Source organism: Pseudomonas sp. Y24-6 (assembly GCF_020295325.1).
Classification (GTDB): Bacteria; Pseudomonadota; Gammaproteobacteria; order Pseudomonadales; family Pseudomonadaceae; genus Aquipseudomonas; species Aquipseudomonas gregormendelii.
In genome coordinates, this window is sequence record NZ_JACBXG010000008.1 from 78,511 (window position 1) to 95,708 (window position 17,198).

Annotated in this window: 12 protein-coding genes and 1 pseudogene; 2 read left to right on the forward strand and 11 right to left on the reverse strand. The window is 61.5% G+C overall.

Annotated features, from left to right (window positions below; translation table 11 throughout):
* The first annotated feature begins 54 nt into the window (after window positions 1-54).
* The gene (locus tag HYI44_RS16550) at window positions 55-1,272 is read left to right on the forward strand and encodes an amino acid deaminase (RefSeq protein ID WP_225569928.1); all 1,218 of its coding nucleotides are present in this window, start codon (window positions 55-57) and stop codon (window positions 1,270-1,272) included.
* A gap of 55 nt (window positions 1,273-1,327) precedes the next feature.
* Here the strand turns inward: HYI44_RS16550 and HYI44_RS16555 are convergent, their stop codons facing one another.
* Both HYI44_RS16555 and HYI44_RS16560 read right to left on the reverse strand, forming a co-directional pair.
* Window positions 1,328-1,603 (reverse strand): peptidylprolyl isomerase, encoded by a 276-nt coding sequence (locus tag HYI44_RS16555; protein ID WP_007898282.1) that lies wholly within the window; start codon window positions 1,601-1,603, stop codon window positions 1,328-1,330.
* Window positions 1,604-1,669: 66 nt separating this feature from the next.
* The gene (locus HYI44_RS16560; protein ID WP_225569929.1) at window positions 1,670-4,207 is read right to left on the reverse strand and encodes a PAS domain S-box protein; all 2,538 of its coding nucleotides are present in this window, start codon (window positions 4,205-4,207) and stop codon (window positions 1,670-1,672) included.
* Window positions 4,208-4,326: 119 nt separating this feature from the next.
* Here HYI44_RS16560 and HYI44_RS16565 point away from each other — a divergent pair, with 119 nt between their 5' ends.
* Window positions 4,327-5,436 carry a PilT/PilU family type 4a pilus ATPase gene (locus tag HYI44_RS16565; protein ID WP_122840694.1) on the forward strand — a complete coding sequence of 370 codons (1,110 nt, stop codon included), beginning with the start codon at window positions 4,327-4,329 and terminating at the stop codon, window positions 5,434-5,436.
* A 63-nt stretch (window positions 5,437-5,499) separates the two neighbouring features.
* On the opposite strand, the pseudogene HYI44_RS16570 reads toward HYI44_RS16565, so the two are convergent.
* The 9 genes and pseudogenes from HYI44_RS16570 to HYI44_RS16610 form a co-directional block, all read right to left on the reverse strand.
* A pseudogene (locus HYI44_RS16570) lies at window positions 5,500-5,577 on the reverse strand (outer membrane lipoprotein carrier protein LolA); the annotation flags it as partial.
* Between the two features lie 29 nt (window positions 5,578-5,606).
* Window positions 5,607-7,562 (reverse strand): acetoacetate--CoA ligase, encoded by a 1,956-nt coding sequence (locus HYI44_RS16575; RefSeq protein WP_225569930.1) that lies wholly within the window; start codon window positions 7,560-7,562, stop codon window positions 5,607-5,609.
* Window positions 7,563-7,662: 100 nt separating this feature from the next.
* A complete protein-coding gene (locus HYI44_RS16580) occupies window positions 7,663-8,436 on the reverse strand; it encodes a 3-hydroxybutyrate dehydrogenase (RefSeq protein WP_122840625.1) in 774 nt (257 codons plus the stop codon).
* Between the two features lie 7 nt (window positions 8,437-8,443).
* On the reverse strand, window positions 8,444-9,835 hold the full coding sequence (locus HYI44_RS16585; protein WP_045057562.1) for a GntP family permease: 1,392 nt from the start codon (window positions 9,833-9,835) through the stop codon (window positions 8,444-8,446).
* A gap of 291 nt (window positions 9,836-10,126) precedes the next feature.
* The gene (locus HYI44_RS16590) at window positions 10,127-11,545 is read right to left on the reverse strand and encodes a sigma-54 interaction domain-containing protein (RefSeq protein WP_122840624.1); all 1,419 of its coding nucleotides are present in this window, start codon (window positions 11,543-11,545) and stop codon (window positions 10,127-10,129) included.
* Window positions 11,542-13,125: an ABC transporter ATP-binding protein gene (locus HYI44_RS16595; protein ID WP_122840623.1), complete on the reverse strand. Its 1,584-nt coding sequence runs from the start codon at window positions 13,123-13,125 to the stop codon at window positions 11,542-11,544. The genes HYI44_RS16590 and HYI44_RS16595 overlap by 4 nt, the downstream gene beginning before the upstream one ends.
* Before the next feature lie 16 nt (window positions 13,126-13,141).
* Complete coding sequence (locus HYI44_RS16600; RefSeq protein WP_225569931.1) at window positions 13,142-14,164, reverse strand: ABC transporter permease; 1,023 nt, start codon at window positions 14,162-14,164, stop codon at window positions 13,142-13,144.
* Window positions 14,164-15,225, reverse strand: a complete 1,062-nt coding sequence (locus HYI44_RS16605) for a microcin C ABC transporter permease YejB (protein ID WP_225569932.1) — start codon at window positions 15,223-15,225, stop codon at window positions 14,164-14,166. Before HYI44_RS16605 ends, HYI44_RS16600 begins: the two co-directional genes overlap by 1 nt.
* On the reverse strand, window positions 15,225-17,093 hold the full coding sequence (locus HYI44_RS16610) for an extracellular solute-binding protein (protein ID WP_225569933.1): 1,869 nt from the start codon (window positions 17,091-17,093) through the stop codon (window positions 15,225-15,227). The genes HYI44_RS16605 and HYI44_RS16610 overlap by 1 nt, the downstream gene beginning before the upstream one ends.
* Window positions 17,094-17,198 lie beyond the last annotated feature (105 nt).

A 17,198-nucleotide genomic window follows, 5' to 3' on the forward strand; every position in this document is an offset into this window, starting at 1 on the left:
CACCGAATGCAGGACAGCGGCTGTGTGACGTCGCGAAATCCGAGGAGTTCGATCATGACTACTGCCCCAATCAACGTCGCCGTGGAAAAAGGTGCGGCCCCGACCGGCGCCAGCCTGGTGCGCGACGTCAGCCTGCCGGCCCTGGTTTTGCACCGGGAAGCGCTGGAACACAACATTCGCTGGATGCAGGATTTTGTGCGCAACAGCGGCGCCGAGCTCGCCCCCCATGGCAAAACAAGCATGACGCCGGCTTTGTTTCGCCGCCAACTGGATGCTGGCGCCTGGGGCATTACCCTGGCCAGCGCAACCCAGGCCCGTGCAGGTTACGCCCATGGCGTGCGGCGGATACTGATGGCCAATCAACTGGTCGGCACGCCGAACATGGCGTTGATCGCGGATCTGCTGGCAGACCCGGGCTTTGATTTTCACTGCATGGTCGATCATCCGGATAACGTCGCCGACCTCGGTGCCTACTTCGCCTCGCGCGGCGTGCGCCTGAACGTGATGATCGAATATGGCGTGGTCGGCGGCCGGTGTGGCTGCCGCACTGAACAGGAAGTGCTTGATCTGGCCAAAGCCATCTGTGCGCAACCGGCACTGGCACTGACCGGTATCGAAGGCTACGAAGGGGTGATCCACGGTGATCATGCCGAGAGCGGAATCCGCGCGTTCGCCACCTCCCTGGTGCGCCTGGCGGTCCAGTTGCAGGACAGCGGCGCATTCGCCATCGCCAAGCCGATCATCACGGCCTCGGGGTCGGCCTGGTACGACCTGATTGCCGAATCGTTCGAGGCGCAGAATGCCGCCGGACGCTTTCTCAGTGTGCTGCGTCCTGGCAGCTATGTGGCCCACGACCACGGCATCTACAAAGAGGCGCAGTGCTGCGTGCTCGAGCGTCGCAGCGACTTGCATGAAGGCCTGCGCCCGGCACTGGAAGTCTGGGCCCACGTGCAGTCGCTGCCGGAGCCGGGGTTTGCGGTGATTGCCCTGGGCAAGCGCGACGTGGCCTATGACGCCGGACTGCCGGTCCCGTTGCGGCGTTACCAGCCGGGGGGGGTGCCTGCAGTGGGCGACGACGTGGGTGCCTGCAAAGTGACTGCAGTCATGGACCAGCATGCGTTCATGACGGTGGCGCCCGGGGTTGAACTGCGGGTGGGGGACATCATTTCCTTTGGCACTTCCCATCCATGCCTGACGTTCGACAAGTGGCGGGTAGGGTGTCTGGTGGATGAGCAGTTGAATGTCATCGAGACCATGGAAACCTGTTTTTAACAGTCAAGACCGAGGTGCCTGAGGCTGGGCATGGGCTGCAAATGATGCCGCTAGATCAATCCCGGTAGAACACCTGCACCAGGTGATAACCGAACTTGCTCTTGATCGGCCCGTGCACCACCCGCAATGGCTTCTTGAAAATCACTGCGTCTATCACCCCGACCATCTGTCCGGGGCGCACTTCACCCAGGTCACCACCGCGCTTGCCGGAGGGGCAGGTGGAGTACTTTTTGGCCAGCACATCGAAGGCTTCGCCCTTGGCAATGCGCTGTTTGAGCTGCTCGGCTTCTTCCGAGGTTTTCACCAGGATGTGACGGGCTTGGGCTTTCATTGGAAGTACCTTGCAACGGTGGTGACTGGGCGGGTGCCAGCGCGGGGCGGGCGATTATGCCTCAACTTACCCCGGTTGACCGAGCATCGCGCGAATCTTGTTGGCTAGCAGGTCGATCGAAAACGGCTTGGCTACCATGTCCATTCCTTGCTCTAGAAAGCCCTGGCGTTCTGCGGCTTTTTCCGCGTAACCGGTCATGAACAGCACCTTCAGGCCGGGCCGGCGCTGACGGGCGATTTCCGCCAGTTGCCGTCCGTTCATGCCCGGCAAGCCGACATCGGTCACCAGCAGGTCGACCCGCGCGTCCGACTCCAGCAAGGGCAGGGCCTCGATCGCATCCCGAGCCTCATGGGCCTGGTAACCGAGCTCCTTGAGCAGGTTCAGCACCAGCAGGCGCACCGCCGGATCATCCTCGACCAGTACCACGGTCTCACCGGCATTGGCCGCCGGCGCTTCGCCTGTGAAGGGCAGCAGGGTATCTGGCTGCTCCATGTCTTGCAGGCGAGGCAGGTACAGGCGCACGCAGGTGCCCTGGCCCGGCACGCTGTCGATGTGGACATGCCCGCCGGACTGCTGGGCAAACCCGTAGATCATCGACAGGCCCAGGCCTGTGCCCTGGCCAATCGGCTTGGTGGTAAAGAACGGGTCGAAGGCCTTGGCCAGTACCGAAGGTGTCATCCCGGTGCCGTTATCGCTGACGGCGATCATCAGGTAATCCCCGGCCTTGAGCGGTTCCAGGGTGGTGATATGGCTGTCTTCCAGGTAGACATTGGCGGTCTCGATCAGCAGCTCACCGCCGTCCGGCATGGCATCGCGAGCGTTGATCACCAGGTTTAGCAGGGCATTTTCCAGCTGGCTGACGTCGGTGCTCACCGGCCATGCGTCTTCAGTCAGCTGCAGGCGCAGCTCGATGTGATCGCCTTTGGTGCGGCGCAGCAGATCTTCCAGGGAGTGGACCAGGTCGTTGGCGTTCAACGGCTTGCGATCCAGCGACTGGCGTCGGGAGAAGGCCAGCAGGCGGTGGGTCAGGGCGGCGGCGCGGTTGGCCGACGAAACGGCCGCTTCGGTGAACCGGCCGATCTCGGCGGCACGCCCGTCAGCGATGTAGCGTTGCACGAGGTCGAGGCTGCCGATGATCCCGGTCAACATGTTGTTGAAGTCATGGGCAATGCCGCCGGTGAGCTGACCCACCGCTTCCATCTTCTGTGCATGGCGCAAGGCGTCTTCGGCGCGTTCGCGTTCAAACATTTCGTTTTGCAGGCGCTGGTTGGTTTCGGCCAGTTGCCGGGTACGGGCGGCCACGCGCTCTTCCAGGGTTTCATTGAGGTTGCGCAGAGCCTCCTCGGTGTTTTTGCGCTCGGTTTCGTCAATCACGAAAATGTAGAAACCGTTCACCGCACCGTCCGCTCCATGGCGCGGCAGGTAGTTCATCAAGGCATGCCGGTAGCTGCCGTCACGGTGGCGAGTGTCAATGCCGAAGCAGCAGGTCTTGCCGCTCAGGGCGTCGGCAATGTGCGTGGCGCGCAGCGCGTAGGCTTCCTCGCCCAGCACTTCGCGGATCGTGCGCCCGTACAGTTCCTGGGGGGTGCGGCCGTACCAGTCGAGGTAGGCGGCATTGTTCAGGCGAAAGCGCTCCTCGCTATCCACGTAGCTGATCAGGATCGGCATGGCGTTGATGATCAGCTGCAACTCGGTCTGGCTCTGGCGCAAGGCCTGCTCGGTGTGTTTGCGTTCGGTCAGGTCCAGGGCGGCGCCGAGGAAGCGGATCGGCCGGCCGTGATGATCCTTGTAGCACCGCCCGCGGGCGAATACCCAGCGCACCTGGCCGTCAGCCTGCAGCAGTCGGTACTCCTCGGCGTATTCAGTGCCATGGGTAATGGCGTGCTTGATGCCCCGGGCGACGGTGGCCCGGTCTTCAGGGTGTACGCCTTGCAGATAGGCGGTGATGGGTAACTGATTGGACAGCAGTGGATCGACCCCGTGCAACTGGGCGAAGTGGGTGTCGGCTATGAAGTGGTCTTCGTTGATGTCCCAGTCCCAGGTGCCAACCGCATCTGTCGCGGCGAGTGCCAGTTGCAGGCGCTCTTCGGTTTCGCGCTGGGCCTTGAGGCTGGCTGCCGAGCGCTGTTCAAGCTCCACGGCAATGCGCCGGCGCTCGTTGGTTTCAATGGCTGTGACCAGGATGCCGGCGACTTGCGCGGCTTCGTCGCGGATCGGGCTGTAGGTCAGGTCCAGCCAGAAGTCCGAATCAACGCCGTCACGCTGCAAGGTGAAGCGCTGTTCGCTGTAGGTGCGCACCTGGCCTTGCAGCACTGCACTATAGATCGGGTCGGTGAAGTCCTTCAGTTCGGGCCAGACCTGATGTGCCGGTTGGCCAAACGCATGGGGATGTTTGCTGCCCGCCAGCAGGGCAAACCCGTCGTTGTAGATCTGCGTGAGGTCTGGCCCCCACAGCAACAGCATGGGCATGGGCGAATGAAGCACGATGTCCACGGCGGTTCGCAGGCTTTGCGGCCAGGTGCTGGCAGCGCCCAGCGCACTGCGGCTCCAGTCGGTGCGGGCGATCAAGGCCTGGGCATCGCTGCCGGTCGGTGATGCGTTCATCAAATTGTCCTGCAGTAATGTCGGTCTGGCGGCGTCTATTATGCTTGCAAGGTGGTAGACGCTGGGTGGCCTGTTGGGGTCATACTGTCCAATTGAATGCTTCGCGGGTGTTTTTTGCCATGGAAATCGATGCACTGTTAACGCTGCTGGCCCGCCGTAACGGCTCCGATCTGTACCTCTCCACAGGCGCGCCGCCCAGCGCCCGGTTCGATGGGATATTGCAGGCACTGGCCGAGCAACCGTTCAAGGCGGGAGAGATCGCCGCCATTGCCGCGTCCATCATGGACGCCGAACAGCGCCTGGAGTTCGATCGGGAGCTGGAGATGAACCTGGCGATCTCGTTGCCGGGGGTGGGGCGCTTTCGCGTCAATATTTTCAAACAGCGTAACGACGTGTCCATCGTCGCGCGCAATATCAAGCTCGACATTCCTCGCTTCGAAGACCTCAACCTGCCAGCGGTGCTGCTTGATACCATCATGCTCAAGCAAGGCCTGATGCTGTTCGTAGGCGCCACCGGGTCGGGCAAGTCGACTTCCCTGGCCGCGTTGATCGACTACCGCAATCGCCACAGCAGCGGGCACATCATCACGATCGAGGACCCGGTCGAATATATCCATCGCCACAAGCGTTCTATCATCAACCAGCGCGAAGTGGGGGTCGATACCCGCAGCTTTCACGCCGCGCTGAAGAATACCTTGCGCCAGGCCCCGGACGTGGTACTGATCGGCGAGATACGCGACCGCGAAACCATGGAGCATGCCCTGGCATTTGCCGACACCGGGCACCTGGTGATTTCCACGCTGCATGCCCACAACGCCAATCAGGCACTGGACCGCATCGTCAATTTCTTCCCGGACGAACGCCGCCCCCAGTTGCTGCACGACCTGGGCAACAACCTCAAGGCGTTTGTTTCCCAGCGCCTGGTGCGCAGCCGTAGTGGCCAGCGTCGGGCTGCGGTGGAAGTGATGCTGGGCACGCCGACCATCGCCGACCTGATCCGGCGCAATGAGCTGGATGAGCTCAAAGGCATCATGGAAAAATCGGCCGAGCAAGGGATGCAGACGTTTGATGGCGCGCTGTTCGGGCTGGTGGTCGAAGGGGCGATCGATGAGGAGGAGGCGTTGAAGCATGCGGATTCAGTGAACAATCTGCGCTTGCGACTGAAGTTGCATGGGGAGGTGACGCCGGGGGCGGCGCCGGCCTCTGGCGAATGGGGGCTGGTGGATTGACCTGGGCTAGACGGGCTCATGGACCGATCTGGTGTACGTCGAGTTTATGGGTGACATTTTTCCTGTAGGAGCGAGCTTGCTCGCGAAAAACCTGAGAACGCTGCGGGGTGTCAGTTTTCCCGTGTCATCGTTGACCACCATCGCGAGCGAGCTCGCTCCTACAACGGCTATCAGGTCTGCAATTCGGGGCGGTTGCGGTATTGCTCCAGCGCCTCGGGATTGGCCAGTGCGTCGGTGTTTTTGACCTGCTGCCCGTGCACGACATTTCTTACCGCCAACTCCACCACTTTGCCGCTGATGGTACGAGGAATGTCGGTGACCGCGACAATCTTCGCCGGCACATGCCGTGGCGTGGTATTGGCGCGGATGATCTGGCGGATCTGTTGTTGCAGGCTTTCATCCAGCGACACTCCCTCGCGCAGTTTCACGAACAGCACCACCCGCACATCATCCTGCCACTGTTGACCGATGGCCACGCTGTCCACGACCTGCAGGACTTTTTCGACCTGGCGATAGATCTCTGACGTTCCGATGCGAACACCGCCCGGGTTGAGTACCGCGTCCGACCGGCCGTGGATCATCATTGCGCCATGCACCAGTTGCTCGGCGTAGTCGCCTTGGGCCCACACGCCGGGAAACTGGCTGAAATAGGAGGCCCGCAGTTTCTCGCCATCAGCGTCATGCCACAATCCGATCGGCATCGCCGGAAAATGCCGGGTACACACCAGCTCGCCTTTCTCGCCGATGACCGGCTGGCCTTCGTCGTTCCACACTTCGATGGCCATGCCCAAGCTCTTGCCCTGCATTTCGCCACGGCGCACCGGCAATAGCGGGTTGCCGATGACGAAGCACGAGACGATGTCGGTGCCCCCAGACATCGAGGCCAGGCACAGGTCGCTCTTGATGTCGCGGTAGACGTAGTCGTAGCTTTGCGGCGACAAGGCCGAGCCCGTGGACAGGAGGGTTTTCAGGCTGCCCAGGTCGTGGCTGTGCCGGGGCTTCAGGCCGCTGCTTTCCAGAGTCGCGAGAAACTTCGGGCTGGTGCCAAAGACGCTGATGCGTTCATCGTCGATCAGGTCGACCAGGCGCTCCGGACCAGGATGGAACGGCGAACCGTCGTACAGCACCACCGCGCTGCCCACCGCCAGGGCCGAGACCAGCCAATTCCACATCATCCAGCCGCAGGTGGTGTAGTAGAACAACCGGTCGCCGACTCCCAGGTCGGCATGCAGGCCATGTTCCTTCACATGCTGCAGCAGCACGCCACCGGTGCTGTGGATGATGCACTTGGGTACGCCGGTGGTGCCGCTGGAGTAGAGGATGTAGAGCGGGTGAGCGAAAGGCACGGAGATGAAATCAGGCTCGCCACCGACTTCGTAGAAGTCCTGCCACAGGCTGACATTGGCCGGTGTTTGGAAGTCGTCGACACGCGCCTGTGGCCGAGCGTAAGGAACAACGATCAGCTGTTGCAGGGACGGCAGCCGTTCGAGGATTTCATTGACCTTGGCGGTTTGCTCGATGTCCTTGCCGGCGTAGCGGTATCCGGCGCAGGTGATCAGCACTTTTGGTTCGATCTGGCCAAAGCGGTCGATTACGCCCTGGGTGCCGAAGTCAGGTGAGGAGCAAGACCAGATGGCCCCCAGGCTGGTGGTGGCGAGCATCGCCACCAGGGTTTGCCAGGTATTGGGCATGCATGCGGCCACCCGGTCACCCAGGCCGACGCCGGCAGCCTTCAGGCTGTTCTGCAATCCGGCGACGTGTTCACTGAGTTGCGCCCAGGTCAGCTGTTCGCGCTGACCGTTTTCTGCGATGGCGACCACGGCCACCGCATCATCGCGGCGCCGCAAGAGGTGCTCGGCGAAGTTCAGCGTGGCGCCGGGGAACCACCGGGCGCTGGGCATCTGTGCGCCTTCGAGCAGCACGCAGTCCGGTTGCTCGTGAAAGCGGATGTCGAAAAAGTCGACAATGGCTTGCCAGAAGTCCACTCGCTGATCGATGGACCATTGGTGCAGGGCAGGGTAGTCATCGACATGCAGGTGATGGCGTTGATTGATAAAGCGCCGAAACGCTTCCATGCGTGTCTTGCCAATGCGGTCGGCATCGGGTTGCCAAAGGATGGTGGACATGGCCTGGCCTCTTTTTTTATTTTGAAATCCAATCGTGGGCAAGCCTTGCTCCCACAGGTTTTGCATATCGCCTGAGGGAGCAGACTTTGGCCCTGCCTGGCTACTGAGCCAACCACCCACCGTCGATATTCCAAGCGGCCCCGCGCACCTGGCTGCCCGCGTCACTGCACAGGAACAGCACCAGTTCACCCAGTTGCGGCGGCGTGACGAACTCCAGAGATGGCTGTTTCTCCGCCAGCAAATCATGCTGCGCCTGCTGCGGGTCAACGCCCTTGGCAATCCGATCATCGATCTGTTTCTGCACCAGCGGCGTCAGCACCCAGCCCGGGCAGATCGCGTTGCAGGTCACCCCGGTGGTGGCGGTTTCCAGGCCGACCACCTTGGTCAAGCCAATGACTCCATGCTTGGCAGCCACATACGCAGCCTTGCCAGTGGAACCCACCTGGCCATGCACCGAGGCGATGTTGATGATCCGCCCCCAGTTCTTCGCGCGCATGCCGGGCAGGCTCAGGCGAGTACTGTGGAACACCGACGAAAGATTGATCGCGATGATCGAGTCCCAGCGCTCCACGGGAAAATCCTCCACGGCCGCGACATGCTGGATGCCGGCATTGTTCACCAGAATGTCGATACCGCCGAACTCGCGCTCGGCGTAGGCGATCATCTCGGCGATCTGCGATGGATCGCTCACATCAGCCGGATGATGGCCGACCTTGCCGCCAAATTGCTCTACCTGAGTGATCACTGCCGTGGCATCGCCAAAGCCGTTGAGCACCACGTTGGCGCCGGCCTTGGCCAGGCTCAGGGCAATGCCCAGGCCAATGCCGCTGGTGGAACCGGTAACCAGTGCGGTCTTGCCCGAAAGAGTGGTCATGAATACCTCACACAATGCCAGTGGCGTAGAAAGTGCCGATCACCACGAAAACCGCCAGGGTCTTGATCAGCGTAATACAGAAAATGTCTTTGTAAGCTTCCCGGTGCGTCAGGCCGGTAACGGCCAGCAAGGTGATCACCGCGCCGTTGTGCGGCAAGGTGTCCATGCCGCCACTGGCCATGGCGGCCACCCGGTGCAGCACTTCCAGGGGAATGTTGGCGGCATTGGCTGCGCTGATGAATTGTTCTGACATGGCCGCCAGGGCAATGCTCATGCCCCCGGACGCCGAGCCGGTAATCCCCGCGAGCAAGGTCACGGTAACCGCCTCGTTGACCAGGGGGTTGGGGATGTTCTTGAGCCAGTCGGCCAATACCAGAAAGCCCGGCAGCGAGGCGATCACTGCGCCAAAACCGTATTCCGAGGCAGTGTTCATGGCCGCCAGCAGTGCGCCGCTGACAGCACTTTTACTGCCTTCGGCGAGCTTGCTGCGAATCGCCTTGAAGCCAAATGCCAGAACCATGAGGATGCCGATCAGCAGGGCAGCCTGCACCGCCCAGATCGCCGTGAGCTTGGCGATTTCGGTGGTGACCGGTGCGCTCATGCCCGGCAGGGCGAGGCTATGGGTCTTGCCGTACCACTGGGGAATCCAGTGGGTGAACAGCAGGTTCATGACGCCCACGGCCAACAATGGCGACAGGGCGATCCAGGGGTTTGGCAGCTTGATGTCTTCGGCCGTCTCCGGCTCGTTGCGCAGCTCGGTGCCATAGCCTTCGCCCGCGCGCTGGGCCTTGTTGCGCTGGCGCTGCAGGAACAGCATGCCGGCACACACCACGAATATGGAACCGATCAATCCCAGCCAGGGCGCTGCCCATGCGGTGGTGTTGAAGAAGGTGCTGGGGATGATGTTCTGGATTTGCGGAGTGCCGGGCAGGGCGTCCATGGTGAACGAAAAGGCACCGAGGGCGATGGTTGCCGGGATCAGGCGCTTGGGGATATTGCTCTGGCGGAACATTTCGGCGGCGAACGGGTAGACCGCGAACACCACGACAAACAGCGACACGCCGCCATACGTCAGCAGCCCGCACACCATTACAATCACCAGCATCGCCTGGCGGGTGCCGAGCATGCGGATCGCTGCGGCAACGATAGAGCGCGAAAAGCCGGACAGCTCGATCAGCTTGCCGAACACCGCGCCGAGCAGGAATACCGGAAAGTACAGTTTGATGAAGCCGACCATTTTTTCCATGAACACGCCGGTGAAGGCAGGTGCAACGGCGGAAGGGTCGGTGAGCAGGACGGCGCCGAGGGCGGCGATAGGGGCAAAGAGGATGACGCTGTAGCCGCGGTAGGCGGCCAGCATTAGCAGCGCCAGGGCTGCCAAGGCGATGATCACACTCATGGTGTGTCTCCTGAATTGTTATTTTTTTGGGTAAGGCTTGGTAGGAGACGCTATAGCGAGTTTCGTGCCAGTGGTACAACTCATTGAAATATAACGAAATTATTGTTTGATTGAGAATGGGGTGAAGGTTTTTGTCTCTGATTGGAGAATCGTTTCGGCTGGGCGGGCGCCATCGAGGGCAAGCCTTGCTCCACAGAACCCTGGAGACAGCAAAAGATGAGTTAGGCCTCGCACCTGTGGGAGCGAGACTTGCCCGCGGTGAGGGCCTATCTACCCATAGAGACTAATGTCTCATAAGTGAGACTCTGCAATCCCCAAAGCGACCATCTTCTTGTACAACGTCGACCGCCCCAACCCCAGCAGCACCGCCGCATCAATGACCTTGCCGCTACATTGCGCCAGGGCTGATTCAATCAGTTGTCGATCAAAACGCTCCCGCGCCTGGCTGAACGTCTCATGCGCGGCTGTCACGATCACCGGTGGCGCCGCCCGCTCCACCGGGGTCAACGTGCCGATTGCCGCCCGTATTTCCTCGGCATCGAGGATCAGATCATCACTGAGCAATGCCGCCCGCTCCAGCACATTGCGCAGTTCGCGAATGTTGCCCGGCCAGGCGTGTTGCGCCAACAGCGCCAGGGCCTCGTGGTTGAGTTCATGCTGGCTGCGCAGCTCTTCAAGGATCGCCTCGCTCAGGGCTGGCAGGTCGCCTGGGCGATCACGCAACGGCGGCACATGGATCGGCAAGACATTGAGGCGGTAATACAGGTCGGCACGAAACTCGCCGCGCTTGATCGCCGCTTCCAGATCCGTGGAAGTCGCCGCGATGACGCGCACGTCGCTCTGGATCATTTCGTTGGAGCCCACTGGCTCGAACTCCTTCTCCTGAAGCACGCGCAGCAACTTGCTCTGCAAGGGCAGGGGCATATCGCCTATCTCGTCGAGGAACAGCGTGCCTCCTTGCGCCAATTGCAGCTTGCCGATGCGACCCTTGCGATCTGCGCCGGTGAACGCACCGGGTGCGGTGCCGAAGAACTCGGCTTCCAGCAGTGCTTCGGGGATGGCCGCGCTGTTGATGCTGACAAAGGCTTTGTGGGCCCGGGGTGATGCGCCGTGGATCGCCTGGGCAAGTAGCTCCTTGCCGGTGCCGGTTTCGCCGAGCAGTAACACCGGAGAATCGGCGCTGGCACCGCGTCGTGCACGGCGCTTGACTTCGAGAGTCGCGGTACTGGTGCCGATAAAGTGGGCAAAGTTGTATTTGCTCTGGCGTGCCCGCAGCAGCGAGCGGGTCGAGGCCAGCTCCTCTTGCATGCTCATGTAGCGCTTGAGCATGGGCGAGAGGCTGCGTAACTCGTCGAACAGCGCAAAGCCGATCGCTCCGATCACCACACCGGTGTCGTCATGGATCGGCAGGCGCATGACCACCAGCGGCTCCTTGGGGGTGTCCTGCATATCGAGCAGGATCGGCCGGCCAGTGCGCACCACCTCGCGCAGCAGACTGCCGGGGATGACGCTTTCGCATGGCTTGCCAATCGCCACTTCAGCCGATTCCAGGCCAAAGCGGCGGGCGTAGCGCTCGTTCATCCAGACGATGTTGGCATCGCGGTCGACGATGACCGTGCCTTCGCTCGATTGCTCGATAATCTCGAACAGCGAGCGGATCGCCAGCAGGCGCACGCGCTGGTAGTCCTTGAGACTTTCGGTGGTGTTCATGATGCCGGCACGCCAAGCAACGCCGCTGCCAGCAACTCCTTGGTATACGGATGCTGCGGCGAATCGAACACCTCATGGCTGGCCCCGCGCTCCACCACCTTGCCGTCCTTGATCACGATCATATCGTGGGCCAGCGCGCGAACGACGGCCAGGTCGTGGCTGATGAACAGGTAAGTCAGGCCATGTTTTTCCTGGAGCTGACGCAGCAGGGCGACCACTTGTTTTTGCACGGTACGATCCAGTGCCGAGGTCGGCTCGTCCAGCAGGATCAGCGCCGGCTTCAGCACCAGCGCCCGGGCAATGGCGATACGTTGGCGCTGGCCGCCTGAGAACTCGTGGGGATAACGATGGCGGCTTTGCGGGTCCAGGCCGACTTCTTCCAGCGCCCGGATCACCTCGGCCTGGCATTCATCAGCGCTCAGTTGGCTATGCACTTCGAGCCCTTCGCTGATGATCTGCGCCACCGACATACGAGGGCTCAGGCTGCCGAAGGGGTCCTGGAACACCACCTGCATTTTCTTGCGCCACGGCCTTAGCTGTTTTTGCGTGAGACCGTCCAGCGCCGCGCCCTGAAAGCGGATGCTGCCTTCTGAGTCGAGCAGGCGCAGGATCGCCTGGCCCAATGTCGACTTGCCCGAACCGGACTCGCCGACAATGCCCAGGGTCTTGCCCCGTTGAATGTTCAGGCTGATGCCATCGACGGCATGCAGGTAGGTCTTGCGCTGGAACAGCCCGGTACCGAGCAGGAACTTGACGTTCAAGTCATCGACTTCCAGCACATTCTCGCGCTCGTCCCGGGGCAATGCTTCGCCTTCCGGCTCGGCATTCAACAAGACGCAGCTGTAGGGGTGTTTCGGTTCGTTGAACAGGGTTTCGCAGGGCGCCTGTTCGACGATCTCCCCAGCCTTCATCACGCACACGCGCTGGGCGATGCTGCGCACCAGGTTCAAATCGTGGCTGATCAGCAACAGGGACATGCCCAGGCGCTGCTGCAGGGATTTGAGCAGTAGCAGAATCTTGCGCTGCACCGTGACGTCGAGCGCGGTGGTGGGCTCGTCAGCGATCAGCAGTTGCGGTTCGCAGGCCAGGGCCATGGCGATCATCACCCTTTGCCGTTGCCCCCCGGACAGTTGATGCGGGTAGGCCTTGAGCCGCTCCGCAGGTTTTTGAATGCCCACCAGGTGCAGCAGCTCGAGGATGCGTGCCTGGGCCGGTTTGCCGGTCAGGCCCTTGTGCAGCAGGAGCGTTTCGCCGATCTGCTTCTCGATGCTGTGCAGGGGATTGAGCGACGTCATCGGCTCCTGGAAGATCATCGCGATCCGGTTGCCGCGCAATTCGCGCAGCACCTTGGGGTCGGCGCCGAGCAGCTCTTTGCCATGATAGCGGATGCTGCCGGTGGTCTCGGTGCCGGTCTCGGGCAGCAGTTGCAGGATCGAATGCGCGGTCACCGATTTGCCGGAGCCGGACTCGCCTACCAGTGCCAGGCATTCGCCGGGGCGAATGTCCAGGCACAGATTGCGCACCACAGTCTGGCCGCTGAAGGCCACGCAGAGGTCACGGATTTCGATCAGGTTACTCATATCAACGGTCCGTCATTCAAGATCGCGGATCAAAAGCATCGCGCAATGCCTCACCGATAAAAACCAGCAAGGAAAGAATCAGTGCCAGGGTGAAAAACGCCGTCAGCCCAAGCCAGGGTGCCTGCAGGTTCTGTTTGCCCTGGCCAATCAGTTCGCCCAGGGATGCACTCCCGGCGGGCATGCCAAAACCGAGGAAGTCCAGGGCCGTCAGTGTTGAGATGGCGCCGGTCAGGATAAACGGCAGATAGCTCAATGTCGCATTCATGGCGTTAGGCAAGATGTGCCGCACGATCACCTTTCGATCGGTCAGCCCCAGCGCTCGCGCAGCCTTGACGTATTCCAGGTTGCGCCCGCGCAGGAACTCGGCACGCACCACGTCCACCAGGGCCAGCCAGGAGAACAGCGCCATGATCCCCAGCAGCCACCAGAAATTGGGCTCGACGAACCCCGAGAGAATGATCAGCAGGTACAGCACCGGCAACCCGGACCACACCTCCAGCAAGCGCTGACCGAGCAAGTCGACCCAACCGCCGTAATAACCTTGCAAGGCGCCGGCGGCAATGCCGATGAACGCACTGACCACGGTCAACATCAAGGCGAACAGAATCGACACCCGCGCACCGAAAATCACCCGGGCCAACACATCGCGAGCCTGGTCGTCAGTGCCCAGCCAGTTCTCGCTCGAAGGCGGGCTGGGGGCGGGTTTGCTCAGGTCGTAGTTAGGGGTGTCCGCGCTGAAGGGAATGGGCGGGAACAGCATCCAGCCGCCATCTTTTTCAATCAGCTGCTGCACATAGTCGCTGCGGTAATCAGCCTGGAACGGCAGTTGCCCACCGAACTCCTGTTCGGTGTGGCGCTTGAAGGCCGGGAAATACAGTTCGCCCTGGTAGCTGACCACCAGCGGTTTGTCATTGGCGATCAGTTCGCCGCCCAGGGTCAGCAGGAACAGACCGATGAACAGCCATAACGACCACCAGCCGCGACGATTTTTGCGAAAGCGTTCGAAGCGCCGACGACCCAACGGCGAGAGCTTGAACATCAAGCGTTCCTCGCGGCGAAGTCGATACGCGGGTCGACCAGGGTGTAGCAGAGGTCGCCAATCAGTTTAATCAGCAGGCCAAACAGCGTGAAGATGAACAGGGAGCCGAAGACCACCGGGTAGTCCCTCGAGACGGCGGCTTCGTAACTCATGCGGCCCAGACCATCAAGGGAGAAGATCACCTCGATCAGCAATGAGCCGGCGAAGAACACGCTGATGAACGCCTGGGGAATGCCCGAAACCACCAGCAACATGGCGTTGCGAAACACATGGCCGTACAGCACCCGGCGTTCGCTCATGCCCTTGGCGCGTGCGGTGACCACGTATTGGCGGGTGATTTCGTTGAGAAAGGAGTTTTTGGTCAGGATGGTCAGGGTGGCGAACCCGCCAATGACCAGCGCCGTGACCGGTAGCACCAGGTGCCAGAAGTAGTCGGCGATCTTGCCCACGGTGGACAGCGATTCGAAGTTGTCCGAGACCAGGCCCCGCACCGGAAACCAGTTCAGTGAGGTGCCACCGGCGAACATGACGATCAGGAACATCGCGAACAGGAACGCCGGCATCGCATAGCCGATGATGATCGCGGTGCTGCTCCAGATATCGAATGGGCTGCCGTGGTGCACCGCCTTGCGGATGCCCAGCGGGATCGACACCAGGTAGGTGATGAGCGTGGCCCAGAGGCCCAGGGAAATGGTCACCGGCATCTTTTCCAGGATCAGGTCGGTGACCGTGGCGCCGCGGAAAAAGCTCTTGCCGAAGTCCAGTCGTGCATAGCTGGTGAGCATCAGCCATAGCCGCTCATGGGCCGGTTTGTCGAAACCGTACTGTTTTTCAATTTCCTTGATCAATTGCGGGTCTAACCCGCGACTGGCCCGGGAACTGCCCGACGGTGCATCGCCGGAACCGCCGCCGACACTCGCGCCGCCGATGCCTTGCAGGTGCGCAATGGCCTGTTCGACCGGGCCGCCAGGTGCGGCCTGAACGATGACGAAGTTGACCAGCAGAATGATCACCAGGGTTGGAATGATCAGCAGCAGACGCCGTAACGTATAAGCCCACATCAATGCGGCCCTCCGGGTTTGCTGCGGCTGATGCGCTCGGCGGTCATCTGTTGGTTGGTCAGGGGCGTGGTGCTCATTTCCCACCAGCTTTCGATGGCTTCGTCATTGCTCGCCTGCTCGTTGGGCATGCCGAAACGGTTCCACCAGACGGTGGAAGTGCCCGGCGGATAGTAGTTGGGAATCCAGTAGTAGTTCCATTGCAGTACCCGGTCCAGGGCGTGGGCGTAGCGCAGCATGTCGGCCTTGGTCGAGGCGCGTATCAGGCCGCTCACCAAACTGTCCACCGCAGGGTTCTTGAGCACCATGTAGTTGTTGGCGCCCGGGTCGTTGGCCGAGGCCGAGCCGAAATAGTTGAGCAGCTCGCCACCGGGCGACGTAGTGACCGGGTATCCGGTGACGATCATGTCGTAGTCACGGCTCATGAGACGGTTGACGTACTGGGAGGCATCGATGCGGCGGATGTTCAGGTCGATGCCGATCTGCTTCAGCGTGCGCTTGTAAGGCAGCAGCAAGCGGTCAATGCCGTTCTGGCTGACCAGGAAGGTGAAGCTCAGCGGCTTGCCTTCGGCATTCACCAGTTGATCGCCCTCGGGTTTCCAGCCGGCCTGCTCAAGCAGCGCCAGGGCCTGCAGCTGTTTGTCGCGGATGACCCCGCTGCCATCGGTTTTCGGCGCTTCGAACACCTGGGTGAACACCTCGTCGGGTATCTGCCCGCGCAATGGCTCGAGTATCGCCAGTTCCGCAGCGTCCGGCAGATGCCGGGCGGCGAGTTCGGTGTTGGAAAAGAAGCTCTGCTGGCGTATGTACAGGTTGCGCATCATCTGCCGGTTGCTCCATTCGAAATCCCAGAGCATGGCCAGTGCCTGGCGGGTGCGCCGATCCTGGAACATCGGGTTTTGCAAATTGAACACGAAACCCTGGCTCGGTTGCGGTGCCTGGGTCGCCAGGTGGGCTTTTTGCAAGCGGCCGTCGCGCAGGGCGGGGCTGTCATAACCAATGGAGTAACCCGTGGCGGAGAACTCGCGGTTGTAGTCATAGGCGCCGCCGCGCAGCACCTGCCGCGCCACGTCGGTATCACCAAAATACTCGATGCTGAAATGGTCGAAATTGTACAGCCCACGGCTCACCGGCAAGTCCTTGCCCCACCAGTCGGGGTTGCGTTCGAACGTGATGCTGCGCCCGGCATCGACTTTGCCGGCCCTGTAGGGGCCACTGCCCAGGGGTGCCTCGTAGCCGCCACCACCCGCGAAGTCGCGAGTCTTCCACCAGTGCTCGGGAAACACCGGCAGGGTAGCGATGTCCAGGGGCAGGGTGCGGTTCTCGTTACTCTTGAAATCGAACCGAACCGTCAGCGGCGATTCGATCTCCACCCCTTTGACGTCGGCGAACTGGCTGCGATAGCGCAGGCTGCCCTGGGTCATCAGCAGGTCGAAGGTATAGCGCACGTCTTCGGCAGTGATGGGCGTGCCATCGGCGAAACGCGCTTTCGGGTTCAGGTAGAAGCGCAGGGACAGGCCGTCATCCGAGCGTTCCATTTGTTGCGCCACCAGGCCATACACGGTGTAGGGCTCGTCCATCGAGCGCTGGGCCAGGGGCGAGTAGAGCATGCCGTCGATCTGCGTGACACCGATGCCTTTGTCAATGTAGGGCAGCATGTGATCGAAGTGACCGATCTCGACCGCCGAACGGCGCAAGGTGCCGCCTTTTGGGGCCAGGGGATTGGTGTAGGCAAAGTGGCTGAAGCCGGCAGGATACTTGGCCGGTTCGCCGTATACGGTCAGCGCATGTTGCGGTGCTGCATTCACACCGGCGGCGCCAAACAACAGGGCCACGGCAGTGAATAACACAGTAGGGAAAGCCAGTCGCATTGTCAGCCTTAGAGCCGGGCGGTCGATAACCGTAATTTGTACGCTAGCGGCGCATCCCTCGCCAGCCGAATTGATCGTCCCATACACGACGGCCCACCAAAGGGC

Coding starts and splice junctions, on each gene's coding strand:
- HYI44_RS16550 (WP_225569928.1), top strand. CDS start 55: ATGACTACTGCCCCAATCAACGTCGCCGTGGAAAAAGGTGCGGCCCCG.
- HYI44_RS16555 (WP_007898282.1), bottom strand. CDS start 1,603: ATGAAAGCCCAAGCCCGTCACATCCTGGTGAAAACCTCGGAAGAAGCC.
- HYI44_RS16560 (WP_225569929.1), bottom strand. CDS start 4,207: ATGAACGCATCACCGACCGGCAGCGATGCCCAGGCCTTGATCGCCCGC.
- HYI44_RS16565 (WP_122840694.1), top strand. CDS start 4,327: ATGGAAATCGATGCACTGTTAACGCTGCTGGCCCGCCGTAACGGCTCC.
- HYI44_RS16575 (WP_225569930.1), bottom strand. CDS start 7,562: ATGTCCACCATCCTTTGGCAACCCGATGCCGACCGCATTGGCAAGACA.
- HYI44_RS16580 (WP_122840625.1), bottom strand. CDS start 8,436: ATGACCACTCTTTCGGGCAAGACCGCACTGGTTACCGGTTCCACCAGC.
- HYI44_RS16585 (WP_045057562.1), bottom strand. CDS start 9,835: ATGAGTGTGATCATCGCCTTGGCAGCCCTGGCGCTGCTAATGCTGGCC.
- HYI44_RS16590 (WP_122840624.1), bottom strand. CDS start 11,545: ATGAACACCACCGAAAGTCTCAAGGACTACCAGCGCGTGCGCCTGCTG.
- HYI44_RS16595 (WP_122840623.1), bottom strand. CDS start 13,125: ATGAGTAACCTGATCGAAATCCGTGACCTCTGCGTGGCCTTCAGCGGC.
- HYI44_RS16600 (WP_225569931.1), bottom strand. CDS start 14,164: ATGTTCAAGCTCTCGCCGTTGGGTCGTCGGCGCTTCGAACGCTTTCGC.
- HYI44_RS16605 (WP_225569932.1), bottom strand. CDS start 15,225: ATGTGGGCTTATACGTTACGGCGTCTGCTGCTGATCATTCCAACCCTG.
- HYI44_RS16610 (WP_225569933.1), bottom strand. CDS start 17,093: ATGCGACTGGCTTTCCCTACTGTGTTATTCACTGCCGTGGCCCTGTTG.